Source organism: Kitasatospora sp. NPDC101108 (genome assembly GCF_055584725.1).
In genome coordinates, this window is sequence record NZ_JBVJLM010000008.1 from 293,762 (window position 1) to 310,521 (window position 16,760).

Annotated in this window: 5 protein-coding genes; all 5 read right to left on the bottom strand. The window is 75.2% G+C overall.

Going from position 1 to position 16,760, the window contains the following annotated elements; genetic code table 11:
* Position 1: 1 nt before the first annotated feature.
* On the bottom strand, positions 2-7,153 hold the full coding sequence (locus ACZ6Z8_RS20210; protein WP_465611408.1) for an amino acid adenylation domain-containing protein: 7,152 nt from the start codon (positions 7,151-7,153) through the stop codon (positions 2-4).
* Entirely contained in the window at positions 7,150-14,958 is a 7,809-nt protein-coding gene (locus ACZ6Z8_RS20215) for an amino acid adenylation domain-containing protein (protein ID WP_465611409.1), read from the bottom strand. The genes ACZ6Z8_RS20210 and ACZ6Z8_RS20215 overlap by 4 nt, the downstream gene beginning before the upstream one ends.
* 23 nt (positions 14,959-14,981) lie before the next feature.
* Positions 14,982-15,986 carry a 2,3-diaminopropionate biosynthesis protein SbnA gene (gene sbnA, locus ACZ6Z8_RS20220; protein ID WP_465611410.1) on the bottom strand — a complete coding sequence of 335 codons (1,005 nt, stop codon included), beginning with the start codon at positions 15,984-15,986 and terminating at the stop codon, positions 14,982-14,984.
* 34 nt (positions 15,987-16,020) lie between these two features.
* The gene (locus ACZ6Z8_RS20225; RefSeq protein WP_465611411.1) at positions 16,021-16,182 is read right to left on the bottom strand and encodes a hypothetical protein; all 162 of its coding nucleotides are present in this window, start codon (positions 16,180-16,182) and stop codon (positions 16,021-16,023) included.
* Between the two features lie 256 nt (positions 16,183-16,438).
* On the bottom strand, positions 16,439-16,741 hold the full coding sequence (locus ACZ6Z8_RS20230) for a hypothetical protein (protein WP_465611412.1): 303 nt from the start codon (positions 16,739-16,741) through the stop codon (positions 16,439-16,441).
* Positions 16,742-16,760 lie beyond the last annotated feature (19 nt).

Below are 16,760 nucleotides of genomic sequence, written 5' to 3' on the forward strand. Positions count from 1 at the left end.
TTCAGTCCGACTTTCGCAGGGTGGCCGACAGGGTTTTTCCGATGAATGCGGCCGGGGCCGGTTCGAGCATCGAGTCGTGGTCGCTGTCGACCGGGTGCCGGAGGATCCGGCCGGTCACGTGCTCCCGCCAGGACTCCTCGTCCGGGTCGCCGGGGGCGACGCCGCGGGTGGCCGCGAACAGGAGCAGGTCGCCCTGGTAGCGGCCGGGGCGGTGGGCTTCGCCCAGCAGGCTGTGGGTGCGGATCACCCCGAGCAGCCTGGTCAGCTCGGTCTCGTCCAGCTCCGCGAGCGCGTTGCCGGCCTCGGCGAGGCGCTCGCGGGCGGCGCCCGGGTCGACCGGGCCCTCGCCGGGGAGGCCGGCCCGCTGGAGCAGTTCGGCCAGGACGGCCCGGTCGTCCGGCACGTCCTCGGCGGGCGAGCCGCTGCCGGGGTAGCCGTCCAGGTCGGCGAGCAGTTCGACCTGTTCGCCGCGGGCCTGCAGCTGGACCGCGATCTCGTGGGCGACGAGCCCTCCGAACGACCAGCCGAGAATACGATAGGGCCCCTGCGGCTGGATTTCCAGCATTTCGCCGAGATATTTTCCGGCGATTTCCCGGACGGACTCCGGGAACTTTTCCGGGGAGCGCACGCCGCCCGCCTGGAAAGCGAACACGGGAATGTCCGCGTCAATTTCCGCGGCGAGGGTCAGGAAGGGCCAGCCGAGCCCGACCGCGCCGTGCACGCAGAACACCGGACGGCGGGTGCCGGTCGGCCGGATCGCCAGGACGGGCGCGAACGGGTCCTCCGGCGCGCCGGTGCCCTCGGCGGTGCCGGCCACCAGGGCCAGCCCGGCCACGGTGCGGTGCGCGAAGACGTCGGCCGGGGTGAGCTCCAGCCCGGCCGCGCGGGCCCGGCTGACCAGCTGGATGGACTTCAGGCTGTCGCCGCCCAGCTCGAAGAAGCCGTCCTCGGCGCCGACCCGGTCCAGGCCGAGCACCTCGGCGAACACCCGGCTGAGCGCGAGCTCCACCGGTCCGCTGGGCGCGCGGCCGTCCGATCGGGCCACCGCCCGGTCGTCGGCCCCCGGCGCGGGCAGCGCCTTGCGGTCCACCTTGCCGTTCGGGGTGAGCGGCAGCGCCTCCAGCGGGACGTACGCGGCCGGGAGCATGTACTCCGGCAGTACGGCCGCCAAGTGGGCGCGCAGCGCCGCGGGTTCGGGCCGCTCGGGCCCGGCGGGCACCAGGTAGGCGACCAGCCGGCGCTCGCCGGGGGAGTCCTCCCGGTCGGTCACCGAGGCGCGCTCGACCAGTGGATGGTCCGTCAGGACCGCCTCGATCTCGCCGAGTTCGATCCGGAAGCCGCGGATCTTCACCTGGTGGTCGATCCGGCCGAGGTAGTCGATCGAGCCGTCCGGCCGCCAGCGGGCGAGGTCCCCGGTGCGGTACATCCGCGAGCCGGGCGGCCCGTACGGGTCGGCGGTGAAGCGTTCGGCGGTCAGGCCGGGGCGGTCCAGGTAGCCCCGGGCGAGGCCGGCGCCGGCCAGGTAGAGCTCGCCGACCACGCCCGGCGGCACCGGGCGCAGCTCGGAGTCCAGCAGGAGGGCCTGGTTGCCGGCCAGCGGGCGGCCGATCGGCGGGGTGCCGGTGTGGTCGGGCGCCAGGTCGACGCCGACCGAGTAGATGGTGGTCTCGGTCGGGCCGTACAGGTTGCTGACCTTCGCCGCGGCGCCGGTCAGCGCCGCCGCCAGGGCCGGGCTGAGGGCCTCGCCGCCGGTCATCACGTGCACCCCGGCCAGCGAGTCGGGCCGGGCGGTGACCAGCGCGTGCCACAGCGTCGGAGTGGCCTGCATGACGTGCGCCCCGGTGGCGAGGGTCAGCTCGGCCAGCAGCTCCGGGTCGCGGACGGTGTCGTGCGGGGCGAGCACCAGCCGGGCGCCGCTGAGCAGCGGGCCGAACAGCTCCAGGTTGGCGATGTCGAACCCGAAGGTGGTGACGGCCAGCAGGGTGCGCCCGGGGGCCAGGCCGACCCGCTCGGTGAGGTCGTACAGGTGGTTGACCAGGGCTCCGCGCGGCACCACGACGCCCTTGGGGCGGCCGGTGGAGCCCGAGGTGTAGATGACGTACCCGCCGTGCTCGGGCCGTACCGGCGCGGCCAGTTCGGCCGGGCGCAGGTGGTCCGGGGCCTGGCCGTCGACCAGCGCGCGGGTGGCCGGGTCGTCCAGCAGCAGGAGCCGGCCGTTGTCCAGGCCGGGGACGGCCGCGGCCACCCCGGTCAGGGTCACGGTCAGCACCGGCTGGGCGTCCTTGGCCATCCCGGCGATCCGGTCGGCCGGGTAGGACGGGTCGATCGGCAGATAGGCGGCGCCGGACTTGACCGCCGCGAGGGCGGCCACCACCAGGTCGACCGAGCGCGGCAGCGCGATCGCCACCAGCCGGTCCGGCGCCGCGCCCTGGTCTACCAGGACGCGGGCGAGCCGGTTGGCCCGGCGGTGCAGCTCGGCGAAGTCGAGCCGCTGGTCGGCGTATTCGAGCGCGATCGCGTCCGGGTGGGCGTCGGCGGTGGCCTCCAGCAGGGTGGCGAGCGGCTGCCCGTCGCCCCGGGCGGGGGCGCCGGCCCCGAGGGCCAGCAGCTCCTCCTGCTCGCCGGGCAGCAGCACCGGGGCGGCGCCGATCGGCCGGTCCGGCTGGTCGACCAGGACGCCCAGCAGGTGCACCAGCCGGTCGGCGAGCCGCTGGGCGCCGGCCGCGCTGAACAGGTCGGTGCTGTACTCCAGCCGCCCCTCCAGCCCGCCGGGGCCGTCCGGTCCGGGGACCTCGGCGAGTTCGAAGCAGAGGTCGAGCCGGGCCACGCCCAGCTCGGCCGCGCCCGCCTCGGCGGTGATCCCGGGCAGCTCCAGCCGGGCGGAGGCGTTGTTGTGCAGCGCCAGCAGGGTCTGGAACAGCGGGTTGCGGGCCGGGGCGCGCTCGGGGCCGAGGGCGTCGACCAGCTTCTCGAACGGCAGGTCCTGGTGGGCGTACGCGGCCAGGTCGGTGGCCTTGACCCGGTCCAGCAGTTCGCGGAAGGTCGGCGCGCCGGACAGGTCGGTGCGCAGCACCAGGGTGTTGACGAACATGCCGACCAGGTCGTCCAGCGCGTCGTCGGTGCGCCCGGCGATCGGGGTGCCGAGCGGGATGTCCTCGCCCGCGCCGAGCTTGCCGTACAGGGTGGCCAGCGCGGCCTGGAGCACCATGAACAGGCTGGCCCCGCTCTGCCGGGCCAGCGTGACCGCCCGCTGGTGCAGTCCGGCCGGGACGGCGAAGCGGACGCTGTCGCCGCGGTAGCCGGCGGTGGCCCGCCGGGGGGTCTCCACCGGCAGTTGCAGCTCCTCCGGCAGGCCGGCCAACTGCTCCTTCCAGTAGGCGATCTGGCGCGCGATGACGGACTCCTGGTCGCCCTCCTCGCCGAGCAGTTCGCGCTGCCAGAGCGCGTAGTCGGCGTACTGCACCGGCAGCGGCGTCCAGGCGGGCGCGCGGTCGGCCAGCCGGGCGGCGTAGGCGGTGGAGAGGTCGCGGGCGAGCGGGCCGTTGGACCAGCCGTCACCGGCGATGTGGTGGATCACCACGACCAGCAGGTGGTCCTCAGGGCCGGCCGCGAGCAGCGTGGCCCGGATCGGCGGCCGGTTCGCCAGGTCGAAGCTTTCGGTGGCGAACTCCTCGGCGGCCGAGATGAGTTCGGACTCGTCGAGCTCGCGGACCGGCAGTCCGACGGCGGCCTGCCCGACCGGCAGGACCTGCTGGTACGGCAGCCCGTCGCGGTCCGGGAAGACGGTGCGCAGGCTCTCGTGCCGCTCGACCACGTCGGTCAGCGCGGCGGTCAGCGCCGTACGGTCCAGCGGGCCGCGCAGCCGCAGCGTCCAGGGCAGGTTGTAGGTGGCGGACGGGCCCTCCAGCCGGTCCAGGAACCAGAGCCGCTGCTGGGCGTAGGACAGCGGCAGCAGCTCAGGGCGCTCCCCGGCGGTCAGCGCGGGGCGGTCGGCGTCCTGGGTGAGCCGCCCGGCCAGCGCGGCCACGGTGGGCGCGTCGAACAGGGCGCGGATCGGCAGTTCGGCGCCGAGCAGGGTGCGCACCCGGCTGACCAGCCGGGTGGCGAGCAGCGAGTGGCCGCCGAGCTGGAAGAAGTCCTCGTCGATGCCGACCTTCGGCAGGTCCAGCACCTCGGCGAAGGCGGCGCACAGCACCTCCTCCTGCGGGGTGCGCGGGCCCCGGCCGGTCGACGCGGCGAGGTCGACCTCGGGCAGCGCCTTGCGGTCCACCTTGCCGTTGAGGGTCAGCGGCAGGGCGTCCAGCACCACCAGGGCGGAGGGCACCATGTACTCGGGCAGGATCGCGGCGGCCGCCGCCCGGCCCCAGGCCGGGTCGAGGTCGCCGGTGACGTAGCCGACCAGCCGGGCGTCGCCGGCTCCGCCGTGGCGCACCACCACCACCGCGTCGCCGATCCGCTCGATCGAGCGCAGCGCGGCCTCGACCTCGCCGGGCTCGATCCGGTGGCCGCGGATCTTGACCTGGTGGTCGACCCGCTCCAGGAACTCCAGCTGGCCGTCCGGCCGGCGGATCACCCGGTCGCCGGTGCGGTACATCCGGGCGCCCGGCAGCGGACTGAACGGGTCGGCGACGAACACCGAGGCGGTGCGGCCGGGCTGGTCCAGGTAGCCGCGGCCGACGCCGCGCCCGCCCACGTACAGCTCGCCGGGGACGCCGTCCGGCACCGGGCGCAGCGCGTGGTCCAGGACGTACAGGCCGGTGCCGCGCACCGCCCGGCCGATCGGGGCGCGCACCGAGTCCAGCTCCGCGGGGGAGCCGATCACGGCGTGCGTCACGTCGTCCGAGCACTCGGTCGGGCCGTACGCGTTGACCAGCGGGATCGCCGGGTAGCGGGCGAACCAGCGGTGGGCCAGGTCGGCGGGCAGCGCCTCGCCGGTGACCACCAGCTTGCGCAGGCCCTCCAGCACGGGCGGCTCGGCCCCGTCGTCCCAGCTGTCCAGGGCGGCCCGGAGCAGCGAGGGGACGACCTCCAGCACGGTGACGCCCTCGGGGGCGACCAGGCCGAACAGCGCCTGCGGGTCGGCGGCGAGCTCCCGGCCGGTGACCCGCAGCCGTCCGCCGACGACCAGCGCGGAGAGCATCTGCCAGACCGAGATGTCGAAGGTGACCGGGGCGTTGTGGACCAGCACGGTCCGCCCGTCCAGCTCCAGGTCGTCGATCTTGGCGAACAGGTGGTTGACCATGCCCGCCCGGTGCACCATGGCGCCCTTGGGGCGGCCGGTGGAGCCCGAGGTGAAGATGACGTACGCCAGGTCGTCGCGGGCGCCGCGCGGGGCCGGCGGCTCCTCGGCGACGGCCGTGCCCAGCTCCAGCACCGGGACGTCCAGACCGGCCCCGGCCAGCAGTTCGGCGGCCGTGGCGCGCTCGTCCGGGCCGACCAGCAGGGCGCTGACGTGCGCCTCGGCGGCCAGCACGGCGCCGCGCCTGACCGGCGCGGCGACGTCCAGCGGCAGCCAGGCCGCGCCCGCGCCGAGCACGCCCAGGACGGCGGTGACGAAGCCGCAGCCGGGCTGGGCCAGCACGCCGACCGGTCCGGTCCCGGCGCCCGCGTCGAGCAGCGCCCGGGACACGGCGCCGGCCCGGCCGGCCAGCTCGCGGTAGGTCAGCCGCTCGGTGCCGTCGGAGACGGCGACGGCGTCCGGGGCGGTGCGGGCGAACTCCTGGACCCGTGCCACCACGTCCGTCCACGGGTCGGTCTCGGCCGGCTCCGGAGCGGTGACGGCCAGCCGGGTGCGCTCGCCGGGCAGCAGCAGGTCCAGCTGCCCGAGCGGACGGTCCGGCTCGGCCTGGGCGGTGCGCAGCACGTGCAGCAGCCGCTCGGCGACGACGGCGGCCTCGGCCGGGGTGAACCGGGCGGTGTCGTAGCCGACCTGGAGCCGCAGCCGCTCGCCGGGCAGGGCCATCAGGCTGAGCGGGTAGTGGTTGGCGTCGCCGGCCCGCAGGCCGGTCAGCCGCAGCCCGGCGACCTCGCCGGCCAGCGCCTTCGGGTCGAGCGGGTAGTTCTCGAAGACCAGCACGCTGTCGAAGAGGTCGCCGACCCCGGCCAGGCGCTGGATGGTGTTGAGGCCCAGGTGCTGGTGCGGCAGCAGGACGGACTGGCGGTCCTGCAGGGCGGACAGCAGCTCGGTGAAGCTCTGCGCCGGGTCCAGGTCGACCCGCACCGGGAGGGTGTTGATGAAGAGCCCGACCATGCCCTCGACCCCGGGCAGCTCCGGGGGGCGGCCCGAGACGGTGCCGCCGAAGACGATGTCGCGCAGCCCGGTCAGGGTGCCCAGGACGGTCGCCCAGGCGCCCTGCACCACGGTGTTGACGGTCAGGCCGCGGCTGCGGGCCCAGCCGGTGAGCGCGGCGAACTCCCGCTCGTCCAGCTCGACGGCGTGCTCACCGGGCATGCCGCGCCGGGCGGGCTCGCCGCCGGCGGTCGCGCCGGACAGCCGGGTGGGCTCGGTGAAGCCGTCCAGCGCGGCCGCCCAGGCCGCCTCGGCCGCCGCCTTGTCCTGCCGGGCCAGGTGGGCCAGGTAGGACTTGTACGGGGCGGGGCGCGGCAGCGAGACGCCGCGGTCGGCGTAGCAGGCGAACAGCTCGCGCACCACGATCGGCATCGACCAGCCGTCGAAGAGGATCTGGTGGGCGGTCAGCACCAGGCGGTGCTCCCGCTCGCCGAGCCGCAGCAGGCTGAAGCGCAGCAGCGGCGGGCGGGTCAGGTCGAAGGGCCGCAGCCGGTCGTGCTCGGCGATCCCCTCGCTCTGCTGCTCGGCGTCGGCGACGTCCCGCAGGTCCAGCTCCCGCCAGTCGAGCGGGACCTCGCGCGGCACGACCTGCACCGGGTCGCCGTTCTTGCGGTAGCGGAAGGCCGCCCGCAGGTTGGGGTGGCGCTCCAGCAGGGCGGTGCCCGCGGCGCGCAGCCGCGCCGGGTCCAGCTCACCGGCCAGGTCCATCACCAACTGCACGGTGTAGACGTCGAGTTCCTCGCGGTGGTACTGCGCATGGAACATCAGCCCTTCCTGCAGCGGTGCCACCGGCAGGATGTCGCTCAGATTGGAGCTCCGTCCGGGTCGTCGCCCGGCGCGGGGCTCGGCCGAGGCCGTGGTCACAGCTCGTCCCCCCAGTCGTCCATCTCGTCCTCGAATTCGTCGATCTCGTCCTGGCTGAGTGCCACCAGGTCGAGGTCGGACGGCGTCCAGCCGCCGGCGCCGGGTTCCCGGGTGTGCCGCACCAGGGCCCGCAGGGCCTGGAACCAGCCCTCGGCCAGGTCCTCGGCGTCGGCCTGCGGCAGCGCCTGGCCGGCCCAGGTCCAGCGGGCGCTGAGCCGCGGGCCGTCCGGGCCGTCCTCGGTCACCGCGTTGACGTCCAGGACGTGCGGCAGCGGCATCTCCGGATCGGCCCCGGCGGCCAGGGCGGAGGACTGTTCGGTCAGCGACCAGTCCTCGCCGGTGGGCGCGGGCATCCGGCCCAGGTAGTTGAAACCGAGCTGCGGCCGGGCCGTCCCGGACAGCGCCTCCGCCCCGGCCAGGTACCGCAGTTGGCCCCAGCCGAGCCCGTGCCCCGGCACCATCCGCAGGTGCTCCTTGACCAGCTTGAGGCTGTGTCCGGCGGCCGGGCCGCCGGCCAGCGCCTCGGCCAGGTCGACCGGGCCCGGGTGCAGCCGCAGCGGGTAGGCGGTGGTGAACCAGCCGACCGTGCGGGACAGGTCCACGCCGGGGGCGAACTCCTCGCGCCCGTGGCCCTCCAGCTCGACCGGCACCGGCCCCTGCGGCCGTCCGGTGCGCCGCCGCCAGTCCGCGACGGCGAGGGCCAGGGCGGTCAGCAGCACGTCGTTCACCTCGGCGTGGAACGCCCCGGTGACCTCGGTGAGCAGCGCCGCCGTGGTGTCGCCGTCCAGGGTGCGGTGCAGCGTACGGGCGGTGGCGAAGGTGTCCACCGCCGGGTCGGCGGGCCGGTGGCCCAGCGGGGCCTCGTCGCCGGCCGACTCGGTGCGCCACCAGTCGAGTTGGGCCTGCAGCTCGGGCGTGTCCGCGGTCCGCTCCAGCAGCCCGGACCAGTGCCGCAGCGAGGTGCCGACCGGCTGCAGCCGCACCGGCTCGCCCGCCACGACGGACGCGTGCGCCGCGGCCAGGTCGGGCAGCAGCACCCGCCAGGACACCCCGTCCACCACCAGGTGGTGCAGGGTGAGCAGCAGCTCGCCGCCGACGGGGTGCCACAACGCCTGGACCATGACACCCTCACCGGGCGCCAGCCGCTGCCGGGCGGCGACCGCTTCGGCGGGCCAGTCGGCGGCCGGGCCGTCGAGGGTCCGCAGCAGCGCCGCGGCGTCGACCGTGCCGGGCTCGGTGACCAGCAGCGACCAGTCCGGCAGCAGCCGCATCCGCAGCCCGTCGTGGTGGTCCAGCAGCGCCTGGAGGGCCGCGGTGAGCGACTCCCGGGTGGCGTCGGCCGGGGTGCGGACCAGGACGGCCTGGTGGAAGCCGTCCACCGGGCCGCCGAGTTCGCGCAGCCAGTGCCCGATCGGCAGCTGTCCCATCGGGCCGACGCCGTCCTCGGTGCCGACCGTGGCGACGCCCCCCTCGTCCTCGCCGTCGCGGGCCACCACGGCCAGCGCCGCCGGGGTCCGGTGGGTGAAGACGTCCTGCGCGGTGACCACCAGCCCGGCCGCGCGGGCCCGGCTGACCAGCTGGATGGAGACGATGCTGTCGCCGCCCAGGTCGAAGAACCCGTCGTCGGCGCCGACCTCGGGCAGTCCGAGCACCTCGGCGAAGACCGCGCAGAACGCGGCCTCCCGGGCGTCGGCCGGGGCCCGGCCGGTGGAGGCGGCGGCGTAGTCGGGCGCGGGCAGCGCCCGGCGGTCCAGCTTGCCGTTGCCGGTCAGCGGCAGGGTCTCCAGCGGGACGAACGCGGAGGGCACCAGGTAGTCGGGCAGCTCCGCCGCGAGCGCCGCCCGCAGCTCGCCGACCGGCAGGTCGGCCGGGGTCACGTAGGCGACCAGCCGCTTGTCGCCGGGGCGGTCCTCGCGGACCACCGCGGCGGCCTGCTCCACGCCGGGCCGGGCGAGCAGTGCGGTCTCGATCTCGCCGAGCTCGATCCGGAAGCCGCGCAGTTTGACCTGCTCGTCGACCCGGCCCACGTAGTCCAGCTGGCCGTCGGCCGTCCAGCGCACCAGGTCGCCGGTGCGGTACATCCGGTCGTCCTCGGCGCCGTACGGGTCGGCGGTGAAGCGCTGGGCGGTGAGCTCCGGCCGGTGCAGGTAGCCCAGGGCCACCCCGGCGCCGGCCACGTACAGCTCGCCGATCACGCCGGGCGGCGTGGGCCGCAGCGCCTCGTCCAGCACGTACACCCGGGCACCGGCCAGCGGCCGGCCGATCGGCGGCTTGACCGCTCCGGCCAGCGGCTCGCTGACGGTGGCGCAGACCGTGGTCTCGGTCGGGCCGTACGCGTTGAGCATCCGACGGCCCGCGGACCAGCGCTCCACCAGCTCGGGCGGGCAGGCCTCGCCGGCCGTGATGAGGGTCAGCCCCTCGGGCATCGGCAGCCCGACCGGCCAGGCGGCGAGCACCGTCGGCGGCAGGCAGACCACCTCGATGCCGGCCTCGGCGACCAGCTGGGCGAGCGGCTCGCCGGGCGCCCGGTCGGCCTCCGCGGCCAGCACCAGGACGGCGCCGTTGAGCAGGGCGGTGAGCAGTTCCCAGGCGGCGGCGTCGAAGCTGAACGAGGCGAACTGGAGCAGCCGGGTGCCCTCGCCGACGCCGAAGCGGTCGTGCTCGGCGGCCAGCGCCGCCACCGCCCGGTGCGGCACCAGCACGCCCTTGGGGCGGCCGGTGGAGCCCGAGGTGTAGATCACGTACGCCGGGTGGTCCGGGCCCAGCGGGGTGGTCCGCTCGGCGTCGTCCGGGTCGTGCGCGGGGGCGTCGGCGATCGTGGCGGTGGTCGCCGGGTCGTCCAGCAGCAGCACCGGCGCGGTCGCCTGCTCCGGCAGCCGTCCGGCCACCGAGCCGTGGCTGAGCACCGCCAGCGGACCGGAGTCCTCCAGCAGGTAGGCGATCCGCTCGCGCGGGTACGCCGGGTCGACGGGCAGGTAGGCCGCGCCCGTCTTGAGGACCGCGAGCACCGCGACGACCGCGTCGACCGTGCGCGGCAGCGCCAGGGCGACGATCCGTCCGGGGCCCGCGCCCAGGGCGATCAGGTGGTGGGCGAGCCGGTTGGCGCGCTCGTTCAGCTCGCCGTAGCCGACCTCGGCGCGCACCGCGCCGTCCTCGAACCAGCGCAGCGCGGGCCGCTCGGGCGCGCGGTGCGCCTGGGCCTGGAACAGCGCGGGCAGCTGGACGGCACCGACGGTGGTCGGCGTCGCGGCCCCGCTCCAGGAGCCGAGCAGCAGCTCGCGCTCCTCGGGCAGCAGGGCGTCGAGCCCGCTGAGCGGCCGGTCGGGCAGGCCGGTGAGCAGGCCGATCAGGTGGGCCAGCCGGTCCGCCAGGCCGCGGGCGGTCCGTTCGGTGAACAGGTCGGTGCTGTACTCCAGGGTGCCGGTGAGGCCGTCCGGCTCGCCCGAACCGTCGTACTGCTCGACGAGTTCGAAGGCCAGGTCGAACTTGGCCGTCCCGGTGCCGACCGGGCTGACCTCGGCGGTCAGGCCGGGCAGCTCGGGGCGGGCCCCGGCGTTGTTCTGGAAGGCCAGCATCACCTGGAAGAGCGGCTGGCGGGCCAGCGAACGGCCGGCGCCGAGCCGGTCGACCAGCTTCTCGAACGGCACGTCCTGGTGGGCCAGGGCGGCCAGGACGGTCTCCCGGGCCCGGCCGACCAGGGTGCGGAAGGACGGGTCGCCGGAGAGGTCGGTGCGCAGCACCAGGGTGTTGACGAAGAAGCCGACCAGGCTGTCCAGGGCCTGGGCGGTGCGCCCGGCGACCGGGGTGCCGAGCGGGATGTCCGTACCGGCGCCGAGCTTGCCGAGCAGCACGGCCAGCGCCGCCTGCACCACCATGAACGGGCTGGCGCCGGACTCCCGGGCCAGCGCGGTCAGGGCGCGGTGCGTCCGGGCGTCCAGCCGCAGCGGCACGGTGGCGCCCCGGTAGCTGGGCACCGCCGGGCGCGGGAAGTCGACGGGCAGCGCCAGTTCCTCCGGCAGGTCCGCCAACTGGCTGGCCCAGTAGTCCAGTTGCCGGGACATCAGCGACCCGGGGTCGTCCTGGTCGCCGAGCAGTCGGCGCTGCCAGAGGGTGTAGTCGGCGTACTGGACGGGCAGTTCGGCCCAGTCCGGGGCGCCGCCGGCCAGCCGGGCGCGGTAGGCGGCCTGGAGGTCCTCGACCAGCGGGCGCACCGACCAGCCGTCCGCCGCGATGTGGTGCTGCACCAGGAGCAGCACGTGCTCCTCGGCGCCGGTCTCGAACAGCACCGCGCGCAGCGGCGGTTCGGCGGCCAGGTCGAAGGGCGTGCCGGCCCGGGCGGCCAGCTCGGCGTCCAGCTCCTCGGCCGGGCGGCCGACGAACGGCACGACCGGCAGCTCCGGCCCGGCCTCGCCGACCGGCAGCACCCGCTGGTGCGGGCGTCCGTCCTCGGCGGGGAAGACCGTGCGCAGGCTCTCGTGCCGGGCGACCACGTCGGCCAGCGCGGCGGCGAGCGCCGCCCGCTCCAGGGCGCCGGTCAGCCGGACCGCGTGCGAGAGGTGGTAGGTGGCGCCGGCGGCGTCCAACTGGGAGAGGAACCACAGCCGTTGCTGCCCGGGGGAGAGCGGGATCCGCTCCGGCCGCGGACCGGCCGCCAGCGCCTCCCGGGCCGGCTCGGCGCCGTCCAGGGCGAGCGCCAGGGCGAACGGGGTGGGCGCCTCGAACAGGGTGCGGATCGGCAGCTCGACGCCGAGCCGGGCACGCAGCCCGGTGACCACCCGGCCGGCCAGCAGCGAGTGCCCGCCGAGCGCGAAGAAGTCCTCGTCGGCGCCGACCTCGTCCAGCTCCAGCACCTCGGCGAACAGCGCGCACAGCAGCGCCTCGCGCTCGGTGGCCGGGGCCCGCCGCTCGCGGCGCAGCGCGCCGAAGTCCGGCACCGGAAGGGCCTTGCGGTCCACCTTGCCGTTGGGGGTCAGCGGCAGCGCCGCCATCGGCACCAGGACGGCCGGGACCATGTAGTCGGGCAGCGTCCGGGCCAGTTCGGCGCGGACGGCGGCCGGGTCGGCGTCACCGGCGAGGTGGGCGACCAGCCGGGCGCCGCCGGACGGGTCCCGGGCGACGGTGACCACCGCGTCGGCCACGCCGGGAACGGCGCGCAGCGCGGCCTCGACCTCGCCGGGTTCGATCCGGTGGCCGCGGATCTTGACCTGGTGGTCGACCCGCTCCAGGAACTCCAGCTGGCCGTCCGCCCGGTGCACCACCCGGTCGCCGGTGCGGTACATCCGGGCGCCCGGCAGCGGGCTGAAGGGGTCGGCGACGAAGGCCCCGGCGGTGCGCCGGGGGTCGTTCAGGTAGCCGCGGCCGACGCCGCGCCCGCCGACGTACAGCTCGCCGGGCCGGCCGATCGGGACGGGCTGCAGCGAGTCGCCGAGGACGTAGAGCCGGGTGTCGCGGACCGGGCGGCCGATCGGGGCGCGCACCGAGTCCAGCTCCGCCGGGGAGCCGATCAGGGCGTGGGTGACGTCGTCCGAGCACTCGGTCGGCCCGAAGGCGTTGACCAGCGGGATGCCGGGGCGCAGCGCGAACCAGCGCCGGGCCAGGTCGGCGGGCATCGCCTCGCCGGTGACCACCAGCTTGCGCAGCCCGGACAGCGGGGGCATCGGCGCGCCGGACTCCCAGGAGTCCAGGGCGGCGCGCAGCAGCGAGGGGACGACCTCCAGCACGGTGACGCCCTCGGCGTCGGCGAGCGCGAACAGCGCGCCCGGGTCGGCGGCGAGCTCGCGGGAGACCACCCGCAGCCGCCCGCCCGCGACCAGCGGGCTCAGCATCTGCCAGACCGAGATGTCGAAGGTCACCGGGGCGTTGTGCACCACGGTGTCGGCCTCGGACAGCTCCAGGTCGGCGTGCTTGGCGAGCAGGTGGTTGACCATGCCGTCGCGGTGCACCATGGCGCCCTTGGGGCGGCCGGTGGAGCCCGAGGTGTAGATGACGTAGGCCAGCTCGGCGGGGCCGCCGGCGGTCGGCAGCAGTTCCTCGTCGCGGGCGTTGTCGAGCACCAGGACGGACGGGACCGGCCCGGGTCCTTCCCCGGGCAGCGCGTCGAGCAGGGCGTCGACGTACGGCCGCTGGTCCTCGCCGTGCAGCAGGACGGCGGCGCCCGCCGCCTCGACCAGCGCCGCGCCGCGCGCGGCCGGGGCCTGGACGTCCAGCGGCAGCCAGGCCGCGCCCGCGCCGAGCACGCCGAGGACGGCGGTCACGAAGCCGGTGCCGGGGGCGGCGGCGACGGCCACCAGCCGGTCCGGCCCGGCGCCCGCGGCGACCAGCCGGCGGGACAGGGCGCTGGCCCGGGCGACCAGTTCGGCGTAGTCGAGCCGGCCGGCGTCGTCCTGGACGGCGGTCGCACCGGGCCGGGCCAGGGCGAGTTCGCGGATCCGGGGCAGCACGTCGGTGAAGACCTCGGGCTGCTGTCCGTAGCCGTTCCCCTCGGCCAGGACGCGCTCGCGCTCGGCCGCCGGCAGGGCGGCGATCCGGCCGACCGGCAGCTCGGTGGAGACGGTGGCGAACTCGGCCAGGTAGCCGAGCAGGGCGTCGCGGAAGAGGTCCAGGCGCTCCTGGGGGTAGCGGTCGGCGTCGCCGTCGATCCGCAGCTCGCAGCCCTCCTCGCCGCTGTCCAGGAACAGGATCTGCAGGTCCGGGACGGGGCCGGTGGACAGGTTGCGGACCCGGGCGCGGCACTCGCCGAGGGCGAACTCGCCGCCGGTCTGCAGCACGTTGACGGTCGGGCCGAAGGTGCGGCCGGCGTCGCCGGTCAGTCCGAGCTCGCGGCGGATCTCGTCGTGGCGGTGGCGCTGGTGGCGCAGCGTGCCGCGCAGGGTGGCCGCGACCTGGGTGAGCAGGCCGCCGCGACCGAGCGCGGGGTGGGTGGCGACCGGCAGCGGCAGGAAGTTGGCGCGCATGCCGGGGACGGACTGCGCCAGCGGGGTGGTCCGGGCGGCGACCGGGAGGGTCAGCACGACCCGGTCGGTGCCGGCCAGCTGGGCCAGGCAGCCGGCGGTGGCGCCGATCAGCAGGGTCTGCCAGGTGACCCGCTCGGCCCAGGCGGCGTCCTGCAGCCTGGTGACGGTGCCGGCCGGGATCAGGCCGGTGCTGCGCAGGGTGCTGCGGGCGGGCGCGCCGAGGTGGGCGGAGAGCACGGTGGGCTCGATGCCGTCGGCCAACTGCTCGGCCCAGTAGGCGCGGTCGCGCTGGTGGGCGGGGGAGGCGAGGTACTCGCCCTCCTCGGCGAGCAGCTCGGCCAGGGTCGGGTCGGCGGCCGGCTCGGCGTCGGGCAGGTCGTACTCGGCGGCGAGACGCGCGTAGACCAGGGACCTGCTGAAGCCGTCCACCAGGATGTGGTTGGCCTTCACGTGCAGCCAGGCCAGTTCGGGGCCGATCAGCAGCAGGGTGGCGGCGAAGGCGTCGGGGCCGAGCGAGGACGGCAGCCGCCGGTCGGCGTCCAGGAACGCCTCGGCGGCGGCGAGCGGGTCCGGCTCGCCGGTCAGGTCGAGCACCGGGAGGGGGCGCTCGTGGGGCGGCTCGACGAGCTGCACCGGCTGCCCGTCGCGCTCGACGAAGCGCACCCGCAGTGCCTCGGTGCGGTTCTGCACGCGCTGCCAGGCGGCCCGCAGCCGCTCGCCGTCCAGCGGGCCGGTCAGCTCCAGGCAGTCCGCCATGGTGAACACCGGGTTGCCCGGGTCGAGCTGCTGGGCGAACCACATCTCGCGCTGGGCGGCGGACAGCGGCAGTTCTTCGGGACGCGGTGTTTCCAACGGACGCGCGTCTTGACGCATCGTCATCTTACCCCCGTGACAATGGCGTTGGGTGGCGTGAGGCGCTCGACCGCGTCCAGCGCGTCGGCTCCGTAGATGTCGCGCACCCAGGCGCTCTGATAAATGGTGTCGAGGTAGCGGTCGCCCAGGTCGGGCGAGACGGCGACGGCGACGACGTCCTTGCCGCCGCGGTGCTTCGCCAGCCAGGCCGCGGCGCCGCTGACCACCGTGCCGGTGGAGCCGCCGAACAGGAAGCCGCCGCGGGCGAGCCGGTGACAGGTCCGGACGGTGTCGACCTCGGGTACGTGCACCACGTCGTCGACGAAGTCCTCGTCCAGCAGGGCCGGCCGGACGCCGGCGCCCAGGCCGGGGATCATCCGCGGGCCGGGCTCGCCGCCGAAGGTGACGGAGCCGACGCTGTCCACCGCGACGATCCGGGTGTCCGGCCGGTGCTCCTTGAAGTAACGGGCGCAGCCCATCAGCGTTCCGGTGGTCCCGGCTCCGACGAACAGCACGTCCAGGTTCGGGAACTGCCGGTGGATCGAGGGGCCGGTGGTGCGGTAGTGGGCCCGCCAGTTGTCCGGGTTGGCGTGCTGGTTGAGCCACACGTACCGCGGCGAGGACGCGCACAGTTCCCGGACGTAGTCCAACCGGGCGCCCAGGAACCCGGTTTCCGGCGACGGCTCGGTGATCATGTGAACCTGACCGCCGAGGGTTTCGATGAGCTGACGGGTGGACAGATTGGTACGTGGGTCGACAACGCAGATGAACTGGTAGCCCCGGACGGAGGCGATCATGCTGAGCGCCATCCCGAGGTTGCCCGAGGAGGACTCCACCAGGATGGAGTCGCGGTTGAGCCGCCCGTCGCGCTCGGCGGCGTCGACCATGCTCAGGGCGGCTTTGAGCTTGACGGATCCGGCGAAGTTGAAGCCCTCGCACTTGAGGTACAGCGGGTAGTCGAACATCGCCCGCAGGTCGACGAAGAGTTCGTCCTCGTTGAACTCCTGCGGTGTTCTGATGATGGGCATCGGCCCGTCCCCCTTCGCGTCGAGTGACGGGACGTCAGTCCCAGATGATGTCGTCGCCGTGCACGGTGGCGGTGTGGGCGCCGGCCAGGGCGGCGGTGGTGGCGGCGCCGGCGGCCGGCGCGCTGAGGGTGACGCCGGCGGCCAGCAGGCCGAGGAGGACGGCGGCGCGGCCGGCGAAAACGGTGATGCTGCTCATGGTGAACCCCCGGTGGCAAAGACGTCGCGGGCCGCGGAATAAGCGGCGGCGAAACAGCTGAAACGGATGAGTGCTCCCCCCGGGTTCGAACCCTGCGCTGAATGGCTGGGCGAGCCCGGCTCTCTAATCCTGCGGGAAGGGGGTTCCGGCCCCCTTCGGCATGACCAAGTCTGTCTCGCACACACGTTCCGTGCCATGGTTCACCGCTGTCAGGGTCCTGCTATGGCAGCACCCTGCACAGTCCCGACTCCCGGCGTCACTCCTCAAGCAGCGGCAAACGGTCGTCGCTGAATTGGGCCACCAGCCGCCATCCGCGCAGTTCAGGCGCATCCCGTAGGCAGCGGCTGGTGATTCGCCGCGCGGCGGAATCCAGGTCTCCGGATTTCGGTGGCCCGAGAAAGAAGACGAGATCGGCGCCGAGGGGATCGATCTCGACGTACACGTGCTCAAGTCCCTCGCCCGGAAGGGCGGCCTTCCGGAGCAGTTCGACGAGTTTGTCGGGCGTGACCTGTTCCGGCCCGACCATACCCCGAACCAGACGTCCGACAGTGATATACATGTCAAATCCTCTCGTGGGT

Bases quoted from the DNA above. Each gene is read 5' to 3' on its own strand.
- sbnA (WP_465611410.1), bottom strand. From the start codon at position 15,986: ATGCCCATCATCAGAACACCGCAGGAGTTCAACGAGGACGAACTCTTC.
- ACZ6Z8_RS20225 (WP_465611411.1), bottom strand. From the start codon at position 16,182: ATGAGCAGCATCACCGTTTTCGCCGGCCGCGCCGCCGTCCTCCTCGGC.
- ACZ6Z8_RS20230 (WP_465611412.1), bottom strand. From the start codon at position 16,741: ATGTATATCACTGTCGGACGTCTGGTTCGGGGTATGGTCGGGCCGGAA.